Origin of the sequence: Xanthomonas bonasiae (genome assembly GCF_014836395.1) — a bacterium.
GTDB classification, from domain to species: Bacteria; Pseudomonadota; Gammaproteobacteria; order Xanthomonadales; family Xanthomonadaceae; genus Xanthomonas_A; species Xanthomonas_A bonasiae.
In genome coordinates, this window is record NZ_JACSQX010000009.1 from 226,930 (window position 1) to 245,810 (window position 18,881).

Sequence of the window (18,881 nt, forward strand, 5' to 3'; positions counted from 1 at the left end):
AACCCCACGCGCGCCGGTCGGGCACGCGCGTGGGCGATGGCGGTGGATCAGAACTTGGCGCCGATCTCGAAGCTCACCGTGCGCGGGAAATAATTGATATCGCCCGTCTTGTTGATGGTGATGTCCGGATCGAACTGGCCGTTGGAGCCGAAGCCGTTGTATACGTACGAGGTGTAGTTCTTGAAGTTGAAGGCGTTGAGCAGATTGATGCGCGCCGACAGCTTGTAGTCGTTGTACACGGCGAACTCCTTGGTGGCCTGGAAATCCACCGTGCGGTAGCCCCAGATCTTGCCGCCGAGCAGGAACTTGCCGCTGGCCGGCGGCACCACGCCGACCTGCTGGCAGGTACCGCCATCGGCATCGACCTTGCCGTAGCAGGCGATGGTGTTGATCGGCTCGGGCGTGGCCAGCACCAGCTTGGCGCCGAAGGTGACGCCCCACGGACCGTCGATCGAACCGGACGCGACGAAGCGGTGCGCGGCCACGGCATCGGACTTCACGAACGGATAGTCGTGGATGGTCGCCTTGTCGAACGCGTACGGCTCGTCGATGTTGCGGTTCTGGCGCGCGCTGGTGTGGGTGTAGGACAGGTTCAAGCCCCAGCCCGACTCCTTGGTGTACGGCTTCTCCGCCGACAACAGCACCTGGCTGCTGCGCTGCTCCAGGCCGTTGCTGCCGATGATGGTGTTCTGGTAGCCGGGCACCGGCTCGCCCCACGGCGCGCTGCCGTTCTGGAAGTAGGAACCGTCCGGATAGCGGTTGATCAGCGACATGGCGAAGCCGTCGTAGCTGAGGATGCGCTGGAAGGTCACGTCGGTCAGCCAGTCGCCGACCTGGTTGCTGATGCCGATGCTGTACTGGTCGCTATACGGCGTCTTGAGCTTGTTGTTGAACATGAACAGCTCGGCGCTGCCGCTGACGCCGGGGATCGAGGTCAGCTGATCCACGCCGTTGAGGTAGCGCGGATCCCACGCGGTGCAGACGCGGTCGGAGCGATAGCACTGGCCGGTGGCCGGGTTCTGGAAATACACCGCGACCGGCGACAGCGCGGCCTTGCTGGTTTCCAGCGCCAACTGCTCGAACAGGTTGCGGTCGTAGGAACGGCCGGCACCGCCGTGCAGCACGGCGCTCTCGTCGCCGAAGAAGTCGTAGGAGAAGCCCAGGCGCGGCGCCCAGGCGTCCTTGAAGTTCTTGCGGTTGTTGCCGGTGCTGATGTAGTCGGCCACGTTGATGCCGCTCGGCAGCAGGCGGTCGGCCCACGGATGGCCCGGGTTCTCCGGATCGTCGGCGTACAGCGCGTTGACGAAGTCCTGCGAGGTGACGAAGTCGGTGTAGGCCGGGCTCTTCTCGTAGTCCCAGCGCACGCCGACGTTGATCATCAGCTTGTCGGTCGCGGCCCAGTCGTCCTGGATGTAGATGCCGTACTGCTTGGACGGCGACTCCACCGTGGCCTTCTGGCCCGGCGTGGTGTACGGCGCGACGAAGTCCACGCGGTAGGGCGTGGAGGCGACGCCATTGGCGTCCACCGAGTAGCTGAACTGCGGATTCAGCGCGGCCGCGTCCTGCGAGGTCAGCTTGATGTCCTTGTAGCTCACGCCCATCTTGATGGTGTGCTCGCCATGCCACTGGAAGCTGGTGAAGGTCAGGTCGTTCTGCAGGAACCAGCCCTTCTGGCTCTTGCGCTGCACGTTGGCGCCACCGGCCGAACCGGTCTGCAGGAAGCTGTACTCGTCCACGTCGTTGGAGCCGGCGCGCGGGGACAGGTAGTTGTAGAGAATGCCGTTGCCGATGCTCATCGGCGTCGGGTTGTTCTCCGAGTTCTCGGTGCCGACGATGAACTCGTTGAACCAGTTGTCGGCACTGTGCTGCCAGCGCAGGTTGGCACGCTTGTCCTTGTTGATCTTGTTGGTGCCGTGGTCGGCCGCGCTCTGCCCGCCGATGTTGGCGACCTGGGTCTCGTCGCGATACTGGCCGCTCAGCTCGATGCGGTCGCGATCGGTCGGTTCGAAATCGATCTTGCCGAAGTACAGGTCTTCGGTGAACGGCAGGTTGGCCGGGCCGTACTGGCTGGACAGGTTGGACGGCAGGTAGCCGACGTACGGGCTGGCTTCCGGGCTGGCCAGGACGGTCTTCGGCGATGCGTTTTCCTTGCCCTCATAGGCGACGAAGAAATGCATGCGGTCCTGGATGATCGGGCCGCCGAGCGCGAAGCCGTATTCCTTGATCTGCGAATCGGTCTTCTCGGTGTCCTTCTCGTCCGGACGCTTGTCGCGCATGTCCTGGTCGGTGTAGCGGAAGAACGCCTCGCCGTGGAACTCGTTGGTGCCCGACTTGGTCGCCGCGGTGATCGCCGCGCCGCTGATCTGGCCGTACTCGGCCTTGTAGTTGGAGGTGATGACCTTGTATTCGCCGATCGCCAGCTGCGGGAACGGATTGCCCTGGGTGTCGCTCTGGCCGGCGATGCCGCCGCCCTTGACGTAGCTCTTCTGGCCGACGCCGTCGATGTACAGGTTGCCGGAGCTGGCATTGGACGCGCCGCCGCGCAGCTTGGTGTTGCCGCTGCCGTCGACCTGGAACACCATGCCCGGCACGGTGTCGGCGAACTCGAGGAAGTTGCGCGTGGCCTGCGGCAGCTGCTGGATCTGGCGCAACGAGACAACGTTGCCGACCTCGGAGGTCTTGACGTCCTTCATCGACGGCGGCGCGGTGACGTTGACCGTCCCCAGCGTGGTGGCGTCGCCGCTCGGCGCTGCGGCCGTGCCGGCGTCGAGATCGACCGTGGACGAGGAGGCGACCTGCAGCGTCACGCTGCGCTTGACGCCGTTGGCCTCGACCGTATAGCTGCCCGGTGGCAGGCCAATCACGGTGTAGGTGCCGTTGGGCCCGGCCGGCGTACGTCGCACCGAACCGGTGGCGGTATTGGTGACGACCACTTCGGCGCCGGCCTGGGCCTGGCCGCGCAGGATCGCGGTGCTGGTCTGCGCCATCGCCGGCATCGTCGCGAACAGGCTGGTCGCCAGGGCGCAGCACAGCAGGCTGCGTGCGGGCATATTGGAAGCGGAACGCTTTCTCTTCATGACAGAAACCCCTCCCAGGGCAGTAAACGGGTTCATTCGTTGTTTCTTCTAGTTGGATGCAAACGGTAAGGGTGGAGCGCGACGGGCGGTGTCAGTCCATGGCGGGTCCTCGCTGGGCACTGGACGCACGGACGATCAATTGGGGAGCGATATCGGAGGAAAGCGGCGCATCCGCGCCTGCGGTCTGCGGCTCCAGCGCGGCGAGCAGCAGCTGCATCGCGCGCGCGCCGAAGCCGGCGATGTCCACCCGCATCGTGGTCAGCGCCGGGTGCACGTAGCGCGCCATCGGCACGTCGTCGAACCCGGCCAGGGCGATGTCCTCGGGCACGCGCAGGCCGGCGTGGGTGAAGGCGAACAGGCAGCCGAGCGCCATCATGTCGTTGGCCGCGAACACCACGTCCGGGCGCTGGCCCTGCAGCAGCGCCTGCCCGGCGCGATAGCCGGAGGCTTCGTCGAAATCGCCCGGCAACACCCGCGGCGCCACGTCCGGGCAGCGCTCGTGCAGTTCGTCGCGGTAGCCGCGCAGGCGTTCGCGCGCATCGAAGTTGTCGTCCGGCCCGGCGATGAAGGCGATGTGGCGATGGCCGCTGTCGAGCAGGTGGCGGGTCATCGCCCGTGCGCCGCCGTAGTTGTCCACGTTGAGCACCTGCGCGTCGGCGATGCGCTCGGCGCAGTTCATCAGCACCGCCGGCAGCGTGCCGGGCAGCATGTCGGCGGCTTCGTCGGCGTCGGTGCTCAGATAGGGCGACATGATCAGCAGCCCGTCCACGCGCCCGGGCATGCGCCGCACCGCCAGCCGCTGCTCTTCCGGCTCGCCGTGATAGCTGGACACCAGCAGGTGCAGGCCGCGCTCGCGCGCGACCGTGTCGATGCCGCGGATCAGCTCGGAGAAGAATTCGCCATGCAGGTCGGGCAGCACCACGCCGATGGTGTGGGTGCGGCGGCTGCTGAGGCTGCGCGCGGCATGGTGCGGCACGTAGTGCAGGGTGCGCGCGGCTTCCAGCACGCGCGCGCGCACCGGCTCGGCCACGTGCTGGTGGCCGTTCATGGTGCGCGACACCGTCGCCACCGAGACGTTGGCCAGGCGCGCCACGTCCTTGATGGTGATGCTGGCGCGCTGTTCCGGCGCGTGTGCGATGCGCGGATTCACCAGCGTGCCTCCAGGGTCCGGAACGGCTTGCTCAACACCACCCCGGCGGCGTCGTAGGCGTCGATGCGCCGCCCGTCCACGCGCACCTGCGCCGGCCGCGTGCGCGAGGGCCAGGCCACGCGCACCGCGGTGCCCGCGCGCAGGCCGCTGCCGAGATCGATCCGCAGCACGTCGTCGCGCTGGCGCGCGCGCATGCTCAGCTGGCCATAGGCGGTCGGCAGGCGCTGCACCGCCAGGCCCTCGCCCTCGACCCAGGCCGGCGGCGTGCCCGGCAGCAGCACCAGCGCGTCGTCGCCCTCGTGCATCAGCATGCCGAACACGGTGCGCGCGTACTCGGCGCCGATCCAGGTGTGCGGCATGTCGCCGAGATAGCGCGGGAAACGCGGCCGCGAATGCACCACTTCGGCCAGCACCTGCCATTCGAACGGGCGGCGGTCGCGCAGCATGTCCTGCAGCAGTTCGTCGGCGACCTGCGGCTGGTCCAGGTGCACGTAGGTCAGCACGTTGCGCATCTCGTACGGCGAATACGCCCACAGCGCATTGGGCTGCTTGCGCTTGCGCACGTCGTCGAGATAGCGCGCGAAGGTGGTGCGCAGCGCCTGTTCCGGCAGCAGGTCCTGCTGGCCGGTGGGATCCAGCGCGATCGACACGCTGCTCGGATCGCCGTCGCCCAGGTCGGCCGCGGCGGGGATGAAGTCGGCGCCCTTCCAGGCCATCGTGGCGCGGATCGAGGCGGCCAGCGAGGTGCGCAGCGCGGCGTACTGTTCGCGCGCCCAGGCCGCGGTCGCCGCATCGCCCAGCGACTCGGCCAGCCACGCGCCGTCGTGCCAGCCCTTCAGCGCCCAGTAGTCGTCCCAGTAGCTGTGGGTGGGGCTGGAATAGCCTTCGTGGCTGATCGATGGCGCCAGGATGCCGCGGAAGCGCTCCGGCGCCGGCTGCTCGCCCATGTAGCCGGGCACCAGGGTGCGCTCGCGCAGTTCCTGCATGAACTGCATCGCCAGCTTCACCTTCGGCAGGTAGGCGCGCACGCTGTCCGGGCCGCCGTCCAGGCGCGCCACGTCGGCGACCAGGGTGATGTATTCGCCCTGGCTGTCGTATTCCAGGTCCGAGCCGAAGCCGTCGTTGACGCTGCCGTCGTCGTTGAGGATCGGCGACACCAGCCCGTTCGCATGCACCGCGTGGTCGCTGTACCACTGCAGGTAGTCGCGCGCGACCTTGGCCTGGCCCATGCGCAGCAGGATCGCCGAAGTGGCCATGCCGTCGCGGATGAAGGAGCGGTTGTAGTTGCGCGGGCCGGGCTGCATCGCCGGGCCGGTCTGGTTGATCAGCATGTACGCGGCCTGCGCGCGCAGCATGTCGACCAGGCTGGCGTCGGGCAGGCTCAGGCCGACGTTGCCCAACCGGCGTTGCCAGTCGGCGGACACGCGCTCGGCCAGCGCATCGAAGCCGCGGCCCGGGTCGCGCGCCTCGGCGCCGAGCAGCGCGGCGCGATCCAGCGCCGGTGCCGGCGGCAGCCGGCCCTGCGCGTCGGCGCTGGCGGTGCCGAGCGGGAACGCCAGCACCACGTCCTGCTGCGCGCCCGGCGCCAGCGTCACCGCGTAGTTCAGCATCGCTGCGGCAAGGCCGTCGGCGTCGTGCGCATCGCGCTGCGCGGGCAACGTGCCGGCGGCGACGTGGCGGGTGATCTCGGTTTCCCCGTGCGGGCCGAACGCCTCGGCGCCGGCGCCGCTGGGCGCGCTCAGCGATTCCAGCAGCAGGCGGCCGTTGACGCGCACCGCGGCGTCCTCGACGGCGATGTCGTGGATCGGCGACAGGCCGCCGTTCTGCCACGGCGGGTTCATCTGCATCGGCCGCACCAGCAGCGACAGCGTGCCGCTGACCGGGCTGCTGCCGGTATTGCGCAGGCGGTGGCGCAACATCGTCACCGGTTGCCCGCCGTGTTCGATGGTGAAGGTCTCGCTGCGCAGTTCCAGCCCCGGCTGCGGCGACCAGCTCACCGACGGCATCGGCTTCCAGCCATCGCGCAGCGCATGCGTCAGCGCGTGGCCGTCGGCGCCGGCGGCCGTGCCGGAGGCGTCGCGCCACAGCGGCTGCACCAGCGGCGCGCCCTTCCACGCTTCCAGGTTGCCGTATTCGTCGAAGATCGATTTCTGCCGGCCGGCGTGGATGCCGACCGCGGTCCAGTAGGTCTGCTGCATGTGCAGCGAGGCCGGGAACAGCGCGCCCTGGCCGCGCTGCGCGGCAACCTGGTAGCGCTTCATCGGCGTCATCACCGCCTTCGGCCCGAGCAGGCGCAGGCGGCGTAGCGCCGGTGCGGCCGCGCCCGGCACGGCATCCACGCTCAGCCGCAGCGCGCGCGCCTCGACCGGCGCGGTGCCGGCCAGATAGGCGCTGTCGCTCTGCCCGGCCTGCGGATCCTCGGCCAGCGTGCGCCAGCGGCCCGCGGCGTCCTGCGCCTGCAGCCGCGCCGCGCCATGCGCGCCGGCGAATTCGACGAGCAGGCCGGCGCTGGCGAAGGCGCGCGGGAACGCGATCTCCAGCTGCCGCGGCTGCGCGCCCTTGCCGGGCATGGCCAGCGCCGCACCGCCCTGCCACAGTGCGGCCGCCGCGCCGGCCGGCACGCCGCGCAGCCGTGCGCTGTCCGCTGCGCCCAGCGGCTCCATCTCGAAGATCGAGATGCCCCAGTCGGCGGTACGTTCGGGACTGGCCAGGCGCAGGTAGCGCGCGCTATGCGGCGCGAAGAACAGCGTCTCGGTGCCGCCCATCGAATCGGCCATGGTGTAGACCGTGTCCCAGCGCTGGCCGTCGCGCGAGGCCTGCAGCAGGAAACCTTCCGGATTGGCGCTGTCCCATTGCAGGCGCACACCGCCAAGCCGCGCCTCGCGGCCGAGGTCGACCTGGAACCAATGGCCGGGACTGAACGCGCCGCCGGTGCGGGTCGTGGCATCGCCGTCGATCAGGTAGCCGATCGCCTGCGCCTTGACCTGGCTGGAAGAACTGGAGGCGCGCCATGCCTCGCGCGGCGGCAAACGGCCGTCCTGCGCGTACGCGGACAGGGTCATGGCCAGGCCACACAGGACGCCGGCCAGGGCCAATCCGCCACGGCCGCTACCAGCGTGACACAGTGCTCGGAAGATTTCGGACATGTATCGCACTGGGACCCCCGTCCAGTACCACCTCGAGGCAAGGTGGGCGGACGGTAACAGCAACTGCAAGCGGTTACATGATGCGCCGCAACATTGCGCAATGTGGCGGCACACTGTGCGATACACCGACATCGCGCCGACATCGTTGTCTCGACCAGTCCGATCGGGCCAAGAATTGTCCCGGCACGACATCGGTATCCAGCCCCCGACAATCGCCACGACCGCACTGCCAGCGGCGCACGGCTTGCCCGAATCGCGCGCGCCCAGCAAGATGCGGAACGTTTTGGGGAACGAGCTAGCACCATATGCCGCCACGTCCGACCCGGCTCACACCCTTGCATGTCGTTCCCGCGCTGCTGCTGGCCGCACTGGCCCTGTCCGGGTGCAAGCGCAGCCCCGCCGAGCTGCCCGGCGCCAGCGCCGAACCGGCCGCGGCCGTGCGCGAACTGGCGCATACGCTGCAGCGCAACGACCTGGCCGGCTATGCCCGCGCCGCGGTGCCGCCCGCGCACTATCAACGGCTGCAGCAGGCCTGGAGCGAGGACCGCAGCCGCTGGCCGCTGACCCAGTTGCCGCTGGCCGAACGCCTGCCCGAAGTGCTCGACACGCTGTCCGCGCCGGACGCCGAACGCCAGCTGCAGCGCGCCTTCGACGCGCAGTTCGGCGGGCAGACGGCGAGCCTGCGCCAGGCCGCGCACTCGCTGGGCCTGTTCGGCGTGCAATACCTGCGCAACCAGGGCGACTACACCCCGGAACAGCGTGGCCACTACGTGCAGTTGGTCCAGGCGCTGAGCGGCTGGGCCGAACACGCGCCGCTGGCCGAGCGCAAGCGCGCGCAGGCGGCGATCGCGCAGCTCAGCGCCGCCGCGCGCCGCACCGGCCTGCGCAGCGACGCCGACCTGCACGGCGTGGGCATGGAGCAGAGCCTGCAGCGGCTCGGGCCGTTCCTGGGCGAGCTGAAGACGGTGCTGGCCGGCTACGGCCTGGACCTGGACGCCAGCGCGCGCGAACTGCGCACCGGGCTGGTCAGCCAGCAGGGCGATCAGGCGGTGGTGCGCATCCAGTACCCGCTGGGCGGCGCGCAGATCGACACCACCGCGGTCCTGGTGCGCCGCCAGGGCCGTTGGTATTTGCGCGATACCCTGCACGAGGTGGACGCGTTGCTGGCCACCGCCGCGGCACCGCATACGGCCCCGGCCGAGGCGCCCACGGCCCCGCCCGCCGACCCCGCAGCGCCGGCTAAGCGATAATGACGCCGATGCCAGAACAAAATCCCCTCCCCTTTCCCGACGACGCTGCGGCTGCGCGCGCCTCGGACCCGGCGCACGCGCCCGCCTCTCCGGCCAGCGGCGATGCCGCCGGCAGCGTGCCGCCGGCCGCCGGCGCGGCAGCGTTGCCGAGCCCGATGCTCGCCGCGCGCGCCGCCAAGCGGCCGCTGTGGGCGCGCCTGCTCGGGCGCGTGGCCGATCCGTGGCTGGGCCTGAACATCGAACCGGCCGAACCCGGCCAGTACGACGACGGCCGCCCGGTGGTCTACGTGCTGGAGGACTACGGCCTGTCCAACGCGTTGATCCTGGACAAGGCCTGCCGCGAGGCCGGCCTGCCGTCGCCGCTGGTGCCGCTGCCCGGCGACCCGCTGGGGCGCAAGCGCGCCTACCTGGCGCTGTCGCGGCGCAGCAGCAACAACGCGCTGATCCCCGAGCAGCGCGGCGCCAAGACCCATTCCGATTCGCTGGCCAAACTGCTGCAGGCGCACCGCGAGCGCCCGGACCTGGACATCCATCTGGTGCCGGTGTCGATCTTCGTCGGCCGCGCCCCGGACAAGCAGAGCGGCTGGTTCGCGGTGCTGTTCTCGGAAAACTGGGCGCTGGTCGGCAGCTTCCGCCGCCTGCTCGGCGTCCTGCTCAACGGCCGCAGCACCATCGTGCGCTTCGCCCCGCCGGTGTCGATGCGGCTGACGATCGAGGAAGGGCTGCCGCCGGAACGCACCGTGCGCAAGCTGCAGCGCGTGCTGCGTACCCACTTCCGGCGCATCCGCGAGGCGGTGATCGGGCCGGACCTGTCGACCCGCCGCCTGCTGGTGGACCAGGTGCTGGCCGCCGAACCGGTGCGCGAGGCGATCGCCGCGCAGGCCAAGCGCGACAACAGCAAGCCGATGGACGCCTGGCGCAAGGCCCACGCCTACGCCTGGGAGATCGCCGCCGACTATTCCAGCCCGGTGGTGCGCTCGGCCAGCTTCCTGCTCACCCACGTGTGGAACCGCATCTACGCCGGCGTGCTGGTGCACCACCTGGACAAGCTGAAAGAAGCCGCGCCCGGGCACGAAGTGATCTACGTGCCCAGCCACCGCAGCCACATGGACTACCTGCTGCTGTCCTACCTGCTGTACGAACGCGGCATCGTGCCGCCGCACATCGTGGCCGGCATCAACCTCAACCTGCCGGTGGTCGGCACGCTGCTGCGCAAGGGCGGCGCGTTCTTCATCCGCCGCTCGATCCGCGGCAACGCGCTGTACTCGGCGGTGCTCAGCGAATACGTGGCGCAGCTGGTGGCCGGCGGCTACTCGATCGAATACTTCGTCGAAGGCGGGCGCTCGCGCACCGGCCGGCTGCTGCAGCCCAAGGGCGGCATGATCGCGATGACCCTGCGCGCGTTCCTGCGCCAGCCGCGCAAACCGGTGCTGTTCCAGCCGATCTACGTCGGCTACGAGAAGCTGATGGAAGGCAACAGCTATCTCGACGAACTCAGCGGCCGGCCCAAGGAGAAGGAATCGATCTGGGGCCTGCTGTGGAGCATCCCCAAGGTGCTCAAGCAGAACTACGGCCAGGTGGTGGTGAACTTCGGCGAGCCGATCGCGCTGAGCCAGGTGCTGGCGCAGCGCGCGCCGGACTGGGACGGCCAGCCGCTGGGCGAGGACGAGAAACCGAGCTGGTTGAACGGCACCGTCGATGCGCTGGCCGAGCAGATCCAGGTGCACATCAACGCCGCCGCCGACGTCAATCCGGTCAACCTGCTGGCGCTGGCGCTGCTGTCCACGCCCAAGCACGCGATGGGCGAAGCCGACCTGATCGCGCAGATCGAACTGTGCAAGAAGCTGCTGGCCGAACTGCCGTACTCGGACCGGGTCACCGTCACCCCGCATTCGCCCGAGCGCATCATCGCCCACGCCGAGGAGATCAACGTGCTGACCCGCACGCCGCATCCGCTCGGCGACGTGCTCAGCGTCAACGGCGACAACGCGGTGCTGCTGAGCTACTTCCGCAACAACGTGCTGCACCTGTTCACCGCCTCCTCGTGGGTGGCGTGCTGCTTCCAGAACAACCGCCGCATGAGCCGCTCCGGCCTGCTGCGGCTGGGCCGCACCGTGTACCCGTTCCTGCAGGCCGAACTGTTCCTGCCGTGGAGCGAGGACCAGTTCGCCGAACGCATCGAGCGCACCATCGAGGTGTTCGTGCGCGAAGGCTTGCTGTTGCAGGTCAACGACGACGACGGCGGCGTGCTGGCGCGCAACACCGGACAGACCGACGAAGTGTTCCGTCTGCGCGCGATCGGGCATTCGCTGCAGCAGGCGTTCGAGCGCTACTACATCGCCATTTCGGTGCTGGTCAAGAACGGCCCCGGCAAGCTCGGCGCCGGCGAACTGGAAAGCCTGTGCCAGCAGGCCGCGCAACGCCTGAGCCTGCTGTACGCCCCGGCCGCGCCGGAATTCTTCGACAAGACCCTGTTCCGCGGCTTCATCCAGAAGCTGCGCGAACTGAAACTGGTGTGGCCGGACGAGAACAGCAAGCTGATGTTCGACGAGCGCCTGGACGCATGGGCCAAGGACGCCAAGTTCATCCTCGGCCGCGAACTGCGCCACACCATCGAGCGGGTCAGCCCGGAAGCGGCGAAGCCGGAAGAGACTCCGGTTTCGGAGTGAGAGCACTGGTACGGCGGTGAGAACCAGGCGCGTGGCGACGCGTTCGTCATCACGGCGCCGATGCGTCTGTCTGGCGCGCCGCGAACTGCGCCACACCATCGAACGGGTCAGCCCGGAGGCGGCCAAGCCGGAAGAGCCGGTGGTGCCGCAGGATTGAGGCGGCCACCGCATGCTGCTTTTCTCGCCGCTAGCGACAACCCTGTAGGAGCGGCTTCAGCTGCGACAGACGCCACCCGGCGAGACCTTGTCGCGGCTGAAGCCGCTCCTACGGGTGACATCGTACGGATCGAATCGCTCAGCCGCCGAACAGATCGCCAGTGACCGGCCCGGCAGGCGCGACGTTCGCCGGATAGACCAGTTGCCCATTCGCATCGCTGCGCGCGGCGGGGTTGAGCGTCGCCGGCTCGCGGCGCCTGGCGTCGAGCAGGTGGATCACCGGGTGGCCGTGGTGCAGCAGGTGGTCGCAGACGATCTGGCGGTGGCATTGGCGCCAGTCGGCTTCGGCGCACATCACCGCGCAGGCGCCGCGGTTGCCGAGCGCGCGCAACTGGGCGAAGGCCTCGCCGAAGTCGGCGCCCAGCGCGTAGTCGGCGTAGTTGTGGAAACCGGCGCTGCGCCAGTGGCCGTTGCGTTGCGGGTCGATGCCGGGTTGCCTGTCGCGGCGCCCGCCGAGCGCACGAAAGTGCGTATAGCCGATGCCGGCCGCGGCCAGGCTGCGCGCCAACGCGCTGCCGTCGAACTGCGGGAAGCGCCGCGAAGACGGAAACGCGCGCACGTCGGCCAGGTGCGCGATCTGCGCGCCGTGCAGGATCTCCAGGAACGCGTCCAGGCCACGCGTGGAGTGGCCGATGCTGAAGAACGTCGCCGCGCTCACGCCGGTTCGTCGGGAATCAGCAGGTTTTCCAGGCGCATGATGCAATCCTTGAGCTGCAGCTTGCGCTTCTTCAGCCGCTTGGCCTGCAGTTCGTCGTCGAGGTTGGCCGGGGTGCGCTGGATCTGTTCGTCGAGCGCACGGTGCTCGCGCCGCAGGGCGTCGATGCGCAAGGAGATCTCGGCGGGCGTCATGTCGTCCATTGCGTCCGAGCATACACAGCCAGCGCACCCGCCGTCACCGTGCACGGCGCCGGCGTTTTCCGCGGCCGCGCTTGCCGGCACAATGCACGCGCCGGGAACCGGCACGGCGCCGCGTTGCGGCACCGCCAACCGCGGCCGCCGCGCCGCCAGAAAGGAGTCTTTCATGCGCCCCACCCAGTCCCTGCTCGCCCTGGTCCTGGCCACCGCCCTCCCCGGCCTGGCCGCGGCGGCGGACACCAAGTACGACGGCTTCCTGTGCTGCAACATGCGCAGCGACGGCAGCTGGATCAGCGACAGCAACTACGCCGAGAACGGCAAGCGGGTGATCCCCGCCGGCACCCCGGTCAAGGTCACCGGCTACGGCCGCTATCGGGTCAACGTGCTGATCGATGGCCAGAAGCAGTCGATCGGCAACGACTACAGCCGCGACCTCGGCAACGAGGCCTTCGCCCAGCGCTACGTGATCGCGCAGGATCCCAAGCTCAAGCTGGCGGCGTATCCGCCGAAGATCCGCGAGGCGATCGGCAGCAGCCGGGTCACCAAGGGCATGACCCGCGAACAGACGCTGATGGCGCTGGGCTACCCGATCAGCAGCGAGAATCCGAACCTGGACGCCAAGCTGTGGCGCTACTGGCTGACCAGCTTCGGCGAGTTCCAGGTGTCCTTCGACGATGCCGGCAAGATCGAGAAGGTCACTGCCGATCCGCAGACCCAGAACCTGGTCTGGATGCCGTAGGCCGCGCAGCGCCTGCGCACGTGCAGCGGCGGTCGGCGCTGCGCGTGCGGTGCGGGTCGGCGAACCGGCCCCGCGCCGTCCTCACTCCCCGTACGGATGGACCAGTGCGATGCGCCCCTGCGCGTCGTGCTGCAACTCGGTGAGCTTGATCGAACGCAGGTGGGTGACGCCGCCGGACAGCATGGCGTCGTGATAGAACAGGTACCAGGTGCCCTGGAACTCGCAGATGGAGTGGTGCGTGGTCCAGCCGATCACCGGGCTCAGCAGCGGCCCCTGGTAGGTGAACGGGCCGTAGGGCGAATCGCCGATCGCGTAGCACAGCAGGTGCGTGTCGCCGGTCGAGTACGACAGGTAGTAGCGGCCGCCGTACTTGTGCAGCCACGGCGCCTCGAAGAAGCGGCGCGCATGGTCGCCGGCCAGCAGCGGCTGGCCGTGCTCGTCGACGATGCTGACCTCGCGCGGCGGCTCGGCGAACTGGGTCATGTCCGCGCGCAGCCGCGCCACGCGCGGCCCCAGCGCCGGCTCGGCATCGGCCGGTTCCTCGTGCGCCTGCGCATACGCGTTGTCGCGGTACTTCTGCAGCTGCCCGCCCCAGATCCCGCCGAAATACAGGTAGTGCTCGCCGTCGTCGTCGGCGAACGCGGCCGGATCGATCGAGTAGCTGCCGTCGATGGCCTGCGGCTCGGCGGTGAACGGCCCTTCCGGGCGCGCACCGATGGCCACGCCGATCTGGAAGATGCCGTCGGCGCGCTTGGCCGGGAAGTACAGGTAGTAGCGTCCGTCCTTGCACGCCGCGTCCGGCGCCCACATCTGCCGCTCGGCCCACGGCACGTCCTTCACGTGCAGCGCCACGCCGCAGTCCACCACCGGGCCGTCGGCGCTGTCCATGCGGAACACGTGGTAGTCCTCCATGTCGAAATGGCCGCCGTCGTCGTTGAAGGCGATGCCGGCGTCGATGTCGTGCGAGGGATAGATGTACAACGCGCCCTCGAACACGTGCGCCGACGGATCGGCGGTGTACATGTGGGTGACCAGGGGCTGCGAGATGGCCTTGCTGGCCAGCCTCTGCAGGTCTGCGGCATCGGTGTCGGCGGACATTGCGTACCTAGAGCGTGAGGGGAGGAAGCGTCAGTTGCCGAGCGCGGCGGCCTGCAGGCGGCGCGTGTCCAGGTCGCGTTCGATGCGCGACTCCAGCGCCTTGTCGATCTCGTACAGGAACAGCAGCGCCACGCCGAGCAGGAACGGGATCGCGCAGTACACGCTGACCGCCAGGCGGATGCCGCCGGTCACCGCGGCGCTCTGCTGCGGCAGTGCGGCGTCGTAGCCGTAGAAGGCGAGCAGGCCGGCGACCAGCGCCCCGCCGACGCTCAGGCCGACCTTCAGCCCGCACAGCATCGCCGAGAAGATGATCGCGGTGGCGCGGCGGTGGTTCTTCCACTCCGAGTAGTCGGCCACGTCGGCGATCATCGCCCACAGCAACGGGATGGTGATGCCGTAGAAGAATCCGTGCAGCACGTAGGAGCCGAACACCAGGCCGATCGCCTGCGGCGGATAGACCGCGAACGCCAGCAGGAACAGCGTGGACACCAGCAGCGCCGCACCGAACACGTTGCGCTTGCCGTAGCGGTCGGCCAGGCGCTTGGAGCAGCCGATGCCGACGATCATCGCCAGGATGCCGCCGGCGCTGAACACGCTGAAGGCGGAGGTCGGCGCATCCTGCGGCCAGTGCAGCGCGGTCAGCCCGGCGCTGGCGAGCAAACCGTTGATGCCGGCGATGAAGCCGTTGAACCCGGCCTGATCGAGGAAGCGGGTCAACGCCGCCGCATCCAGGTAGTACTTGAAGTAGTACACGTACATGCCGCCCTTCATCGCCAGGTTGACGAACACCAGGATGGTCAGGGCCAGCATCACCAGCCATGGCTTGTTGCGGACCAGGTCGCCCAGGTCCTTGCGCACGCTGGACGGTTCCGCGGCGATCGGCAGCACCCGCTCGCGGGTGGTGAGGAAGGTGATCAGGAAGCACAGCGTGCCGACCACCGCGAACAGCGCCATGGTGCGCTGGAAGCCCTGCGCCTTGTCGCCGTTGCCCAGGATCAGCACCAGCGGCAGCAGCAGCACCTGGATCACGAACTGGGCGATGGTGACCGCGAAGAAGCGGTACGCCGACAGGCTGTTGCGCTGCTCCATGCTGCCGGTGAGCACGCCGCTGAGCGCCGAATACGGCAGGTTGTTGGCGACGTAGATCAGCACCAGCAGGGTGTAGGTGGTGAACGCATAGACCACCTTGCCCTGCTCGCTCAGCGCCGGGGTGCTGAAGGCGAGCAGCGAGATCGCGCCGAACGGCAGCGCGGTCCACAGGATCCACGGCCGGAACTTGCCCCAGCGCGTGCGCGTGCGGTCGGCGAGCACGCCCACCAGCGGCGTGAACACCAGGGCGCCGAACAGGCCGACCACCGAGATCAGCGTGGCCGCGGTGCCGGCGGGGATGCGGTAGATGTCGGTGTAGAAGAACGCCAGGAACGTGATCAGGGTCTGGAAGATCAGGTTGGCGGCCAGGTCGCCCAGGCTGTAGCCGATCTTTTCGCTGAGCGGGAGGCGGTGCGTGCTGGTCATGGGCCTGGGAGTCGCGGGAGGAGCTTGCTGCCCTCTCCGCCGGGAGAGGGGCCGGAGGACGAGGGTACGGCGAAGGCGGAAGCAGGTGCAGCGGTTGCGGCGCGCCAGGCGGCAGGCCTGCCGCCGGCCGCGCGCGCGATGCCTCGCCGCAGCGGGGCACCGCGCCCGGCGCCAGGCTCAGAACGAGCCGCGGATGCCGAGCATGATGGTGCGTCCGGGCTGGTACAGGTCGTAGGTGGCGTTCGGATACTGGAAGGTGGTGCGCAGCGGTTCGTTGGTGAGGTTGGTGACGTTGAGGGTGATCTGCGGCGCCGAGCGGACCCACGCCAGCGTGTAGCTGGCCGACAGGTCCAGCTGCCCACGCGCATCGGCCATCAGCCGCGCATCGGGAATGCCGTTCTGGTTGGCGCCGGAGATGATCATGTCGTCGTTCCAGGCGTAGGACAGGCGCACCGAGGCGTTGTTCTTCTCCCAGTACACCGTGCCGTTCCACAGGTTCGGCGCCACGCCCACCGCCACCGCCTGGATGCCGTCGCCCTCGGACTCCTGCTTGACGTGGGTGTAGTTGAGGCTGAAGCCCAGGCCGTCGAGCAGGCGGTCCAGCGGCTGCACCCAGATCGCTTCCAGGCCGCGGATGTTGAGCGTGCCGTCGGCGTTGACCTGGGTCTGCACGTCCACGGTGGCCGCGTTCGGCCCGCCGCGCTGGTCGATCGCGGCCTGCTGGGTCGCGGTCAGGTCGCTGTAGGCCACGCCCAGGTCCTGGAACGGAATGCGGCGCACGCCGTTGACGGTGAAGCCGTCGATGCGCTTGTCGAACAGGGTCAGGCCGACGAAGCCTTCGCCGCCGGTGTACCACTCGCCGCCGATGTCCACGTTGGTGGACCGGTACGGCGCCAGGTTGGAATTGCCCTGGGTGGCGGTCTGCGCGGAGGGATCGCTGAAGTTGGTGTTGGGCAGCATCGCGCTGGGATCGGGCCGGGTCAGCGTGCGCGAGCCGGACAGGCGCAGCACCACGCTGTCGGCCACGTCCCAGGCCACGTTGAACGAAGGCAGCAGTTCGTTGTAGTCCGAGTTCAGCACCTGGTAGCGGCGCACCCCGCCGATGGTGACCGGGCCGCTGATGGTCTGGTCGGTGGTCACGTAGCGCACGCCGGCGTTGAAGCGCATCGACCGGTTCCACACGTCGGTCTCGCCGTTGGCCTCGACGTAGAAGCCCCAGTTCTTCTCCAGGATGCCGCCGGTGGAGGCGCCGGTGTTGGCCGCGTTGGTCTCCGGCGCACTGTCGCTCAGGCCGTAGTAGCCGCTGTCGCGCAGGAAGCGGTCGAAGTCCACAGTGATGAAGCCGCCCTGGCCGGGCTTGAGGTAGGAGGCCAGCGCCGACTGCGGGATCAGCGAGCCGGCGCCGCCGGTGCAGGTGGCGGCGGCGCCGCGGCAGACCAGGGTCTCCCACGCGGCGCTGTTGTCGAAGCCGCGGATATGGCGCTCGGCCTGATCGTAGGCGACGCCGACCTTGACGTTGCGCTTGTCTTCGCCGAACTGCAGGTCGGCGCGCGCGCCGCGGGTCTCGGTCTCGCGCTTCTCGTTGCTGATGTTGAGCCGGCCGCCGGTCCAGCTCCAGCCCAGGTTCGGATCGTTGAGGTCCAGCGGGCTGTCGATCGAGGGCTGGTCGCCACCGGTATTGCTGTAGTCCACCGTGGTGAACGGCGAGGTCACCAGGATGCTCGGCGACTGCCGGTACATCCAGCTGCGCGTGGCGTTGGCCTGCACGTTGAGCTTGATGTCCTGGTTCGCGCCGAACAGCAGTTCGGCGCCCGGATTGACGCTCCAGAACTTGACGTTCTCATGGTACGGGCGCGCTTCCAGGAAGTACTGGGCATTGGTGAAGGTGGCATCGGTGACGACGCCGTTGCCGTCCACCTGCATGTCCAACGGAATCATGTTCCCGTTGCGCCCGATCAGGTTCATGCTGGTGCGTTCGGTGTCGCGCTTGGCCTTGGAGAACAGCGTGTCCAGATAGAAATGCGCGGTGTCGCTGGGCCGCCATTCCAGCGACATCACCGACGCGTCGCGGCTGCGGTCGCCCTGCATCTGCACGCGGCGACCCAGGCGCGGGATCAGCGCGTCGCTGATCTGCTCGATGCTCAGGCCGGGGTTGTGCGCCAGCAGCCAGGCGGCGTCGATGCTCTGCCCGGGGGTGAGGCCGGCGCCGGCGGTGACCGGCACGGTATCGGGAATGCGCCAGTTGCCGCCGCCGTTGGCGTTGCACGCGGCCGGCTGGTTGGTCGATGGCGTGCCGGCCGGCGGGGTCAGCCCGCACTGCGCGTAGGTCAGGCCCGGATTGGTCCAGCCCACGCTCTCGAAGCCTTCCACGCCGAGCTTGCTGCGCACCGAGGCCACGCCGAACAGCGCGCCGAAGGTACCGGCCGCGTTGGTCCAGCTGCCCATCAGCGCGCCGCGCGGCGTGGTCTTTTCGCTGGTGCTGTTCCAGTCGCCTTGCAGCTGGTAGGTCAGATGCGTGCCGGGCCGATCGAACGGTCGTGCGCTGCGCATGTCGACCACGCCGGACACGCCGCCTTCGAGCATGCTCGCGGTCGGCGTCTTGCTCACCGTCAGCTGGGTGAAGAACTCGGTCGGGAACAGATTCAGATCCACTTCGCGGTTCTGGTTCTGCGCATTGAGGCCGATCGAGGCGGTGGCGATGCTGGCGCCGTTGAGCGTGGTCTTGGTGAAGCTGGTGCCCAGGCCGCGGATGGCGATGTTCAGGCCTTCGCCATTGACGTCGCGCGAGAGCTGCACGCCCGGAATGCGGTTGAGCGACTCGGCGATGTTCATGTCCGGGAACTTGCCGATGTCCTCGGCGAACACGGTATCGCTGAAGGTCACCGAATCGCGCTTGGCGTCGGTGGAGAACTGGATGCTGCGGCGGTAGCCGGAGACGGTGACCGTATCCAGTTGCTTCACCGCATCGTCGCCGGCCGGTGCGGGCGATGGCGCCGCCTGCGCCGCAGGCGCCTGTGTGGGTGGCGCGGTCTGCGCCCAGGCGCTGCCGGCGGCCATGCCGAGCAATGCGGTGGCCAGTGCATGAGACAACGTGGTGCGCGCGTAACTGTTCTTCACCGTGATCCTCCCCAAAAAACAGGCGACCTGCGGCTCCGTGAAGGTGACG

General features: G+C 68.9%; 11 protein-coding genes. 3 read left to right on the forward strand and 8 right to left on the reverse strand.

The window, feature by feature from the left end; translation table 11 throughout:
* Positions 1 to 47: 47 nt before the first annotated feature.
* The 3 genes from H9658_RS16050 to H9658_RS16060 form a co-directional block, all read right to left on the reverse strand.
* Positions 48 to 3,077 carry a TonB-dependent receptor gene (locus tag H9658_RS16050; RefSeq protein WP_191826099.1) on the reverse strand — a complete coding sequence of 1,010 codons (3,030 nt, stop codon included), beginning with the start codon at positions 3,075 to 3,077 and terminating at the stop codon, positions 48 to 50.
* Positions 3,078 to 3,168: 91 nt separating this feature from the next.
* Positions 3,169 to 4,227 (reverse strand): LacI family DNA-binding transcriptional regulator, encoded by a 1,059-nt coding sequence (locus tag H9658_RS16055; RefSeq protein ID WP_191826100.1) that lies wholly within the window; start codon positions 4,225 to 4,227, stop codon positions 3,169 to 3,171.
* On the reverse strand, positions 4,224 to 7,289 hold the full coding sequence (locus H9658_RS16060) for a galactose-binding domain-containing protein (RefSeq protein WP_191826101.1): 3,066 nt from the start codon (positions 7,287 to 7,289) through the stop codon (positions 4,224 to 4,226). Before H9658_RS16060 ends, H9658_RS16055 begins: the two co-directional genes overlap by 4 nt.
* Before the next feature lie 389 nt (positions 7,290 to 7,678).
* On the opposite strand from H9658_RS16060, the gene H9658_RS16065 reads away from it, so the two are divergent.
* Positions 7,679 to 8,623: a hypothetical protein gene (locus tag H9658_RS16065; RefSeq protein WP_191826102.1), complete on the forward strand. Its 945-nt coding sequence runs from the start codon at positions 7,679 to 7,681 to the stop codon at positions 8,621 to 8,623.
* Positions 8,623 to 11,292, forward strand: coding sequence for a glycerol-3-phosphate 1-O-acyltransferase PlsB (plsB, locus tag H9658_RS16070; RefSeq protein WP_191826103.1), 2,670 nt, complete (start codon positions 8,623 to 8,625; stop codon positions 11,290 to 11,292). Before H9658_RS16065 ends, plsB begins: the two co-directional genes overlap by 1 nt.
* Positions 11,293 to 11,587: 295 nt before the next feature.
* Here plsB and H9658_RS16075 read toward each other — a convergent pair whose 3' ends face one another.
* Positions 11,588 to 12,166, reverse strand: a complete 579-nt coding sequence (locus H9658_RS16075) for a DUF488 domain-containing protein (protein ID WP_191826104.1) — start codon at positions 12,164 to 12,166, stop codon at positions 11,588 to 11,590.
* On the reverse strand, positions 12,163 to 12,366 hold the full coding sequence (locus tag H9658_RS16080; protein ID WP_179570107.1) for a YdcH family protein: 204 nt from the start codon (positions 12,364 to 12,366) through the stop codon (positions 12,163 to 12,165). The genes H9658_RS16075 and H9658_RS16080 overlap by 4 nt, the downstream gene beginning before the upstream one ends.
* A gap of 163 nt (positions 12,367 to 12,529) precedes the next feature.
* Between H9658_RS16080 and H9658_RS16085 the strand changes: the two genes are divergently transcribed.
* Positions 12,530 to 13,102 carry a hypothetical protein gene (locus H9658_RS16085; protein WP_179570109.1) on the forward strand — a complete coding sequence of 191 codons (573 nt, stop codon included), beginning with the start codon at positions 12,530 to 12,532 and terminating at the stop codon, positions 13,100 to 13,102.
* Between the two features lie 81 nt (positions 13,103 to 13,183).
* Here H9658_RS16085 and H9658_RS16090 read toward each other — a convergent pair whose 3' ends face one another.
* From H9658_RS16090 to H9658_RS16100, 3 genes are all read right to left on the reverse strand, one after another.
* The gene (locus tag H9658_RS16090; RefSeq protein WP_191826105.1) at positions 13,184 to 14,200 is read right to left on the reverse strand and encodes a glycoside hydrolase family 43 protein; all 1,017 of its coding nucleotides are present in this window, start codon (positions 14,198 to 14,200) and stop codon (positions 13,184 to 13,186) included.
* Positions 14,201 to 14,230: 30 nt separating this feature from the next.
* Positions 14,231 to 15,715, reverse strand: coding sequence for an MFS transporter (locus tag H9658_RS16095; RefSeq protein WP_191826106.1), 1,485 nt, complete (start codon positions 15,713 to 15,715; stop codon positions 14,231 to 14,233).
* A gap of 177 nt (positions 15,716 to 15,892) precedes the next feature.
* A complete protein-coding gene (locus tag H9658_RS16100) occupies positions 15,893 to 18,832 on the reverse strand; it encodes a TonB-dependent receptor (protein WP_179570115.1) in 2,940 nt (979 codons plus the stop codon).
* Between the last annotated feature and the right edge of the window lie 49 nt (positions 18,833 to 18,881).

Excerpts from the sequence above, each read along its gene's own strand:
- H9658_RS16095 (WP_191826106.1), bottom strand. The coding sequence starts at position 15,715 with ATGACCAGCACGCACCGCCTCCCGCTCAGCGAAAAGATCGGCTACAGC.
- H9658_RS16050 (WP_191826099.1), bottom strand. The coding sequence starts at position 3,077 with ATGAAGAGAAAGCGTTCCGCTTCCAATATGCCCGCACGCAGCCTGCTG.
- H9658_RS16060 (WP_191826101.1), bottom strand. The coding sequence starts at position 7,289 with ATGACCCTGTCCGCGTACGCGCAGGACGGCCGTTTGCCGCCGCGCGAG.
- H9658_RS16080 (WP_179570107.1), bottom strand. The coding sequence starts at position 12,366 with ATGGACGACATGACGCCCGCCGAGATCTCCTTGCGCATCGACGCCCTG.
- H9658_RS16085 (WP_179570109.1), top strand. The coding sequence starts at position 12,530 with ATGCGCCCCACCCAGTCCCTGCTCGCCCTGGTCCTGGCCACCGCCCTC.
- H9658_RS16090 (WP_191826105.1), bottom strand. The coding sequence starts at position 14,200 with ATGTCCGCCGACACCGATGCCGCAGACCTGCAGAGGCTGGCCAGCAAG.
- H9658_RS16065 (WP_191826102.1), top strand. The coding sequence starts at position 7,679 with ATGCCGCCACGTCCGACCCGGCTCACACCCTTGCATGTCGTTCCCGCG.
- plsB (WP_191826103.1), top strand. The coding sequence starts at position 8,623 with ATGACGCCGATGCCAGAACAAAATCCCCTCCCCTTTCCCGACGACGCT.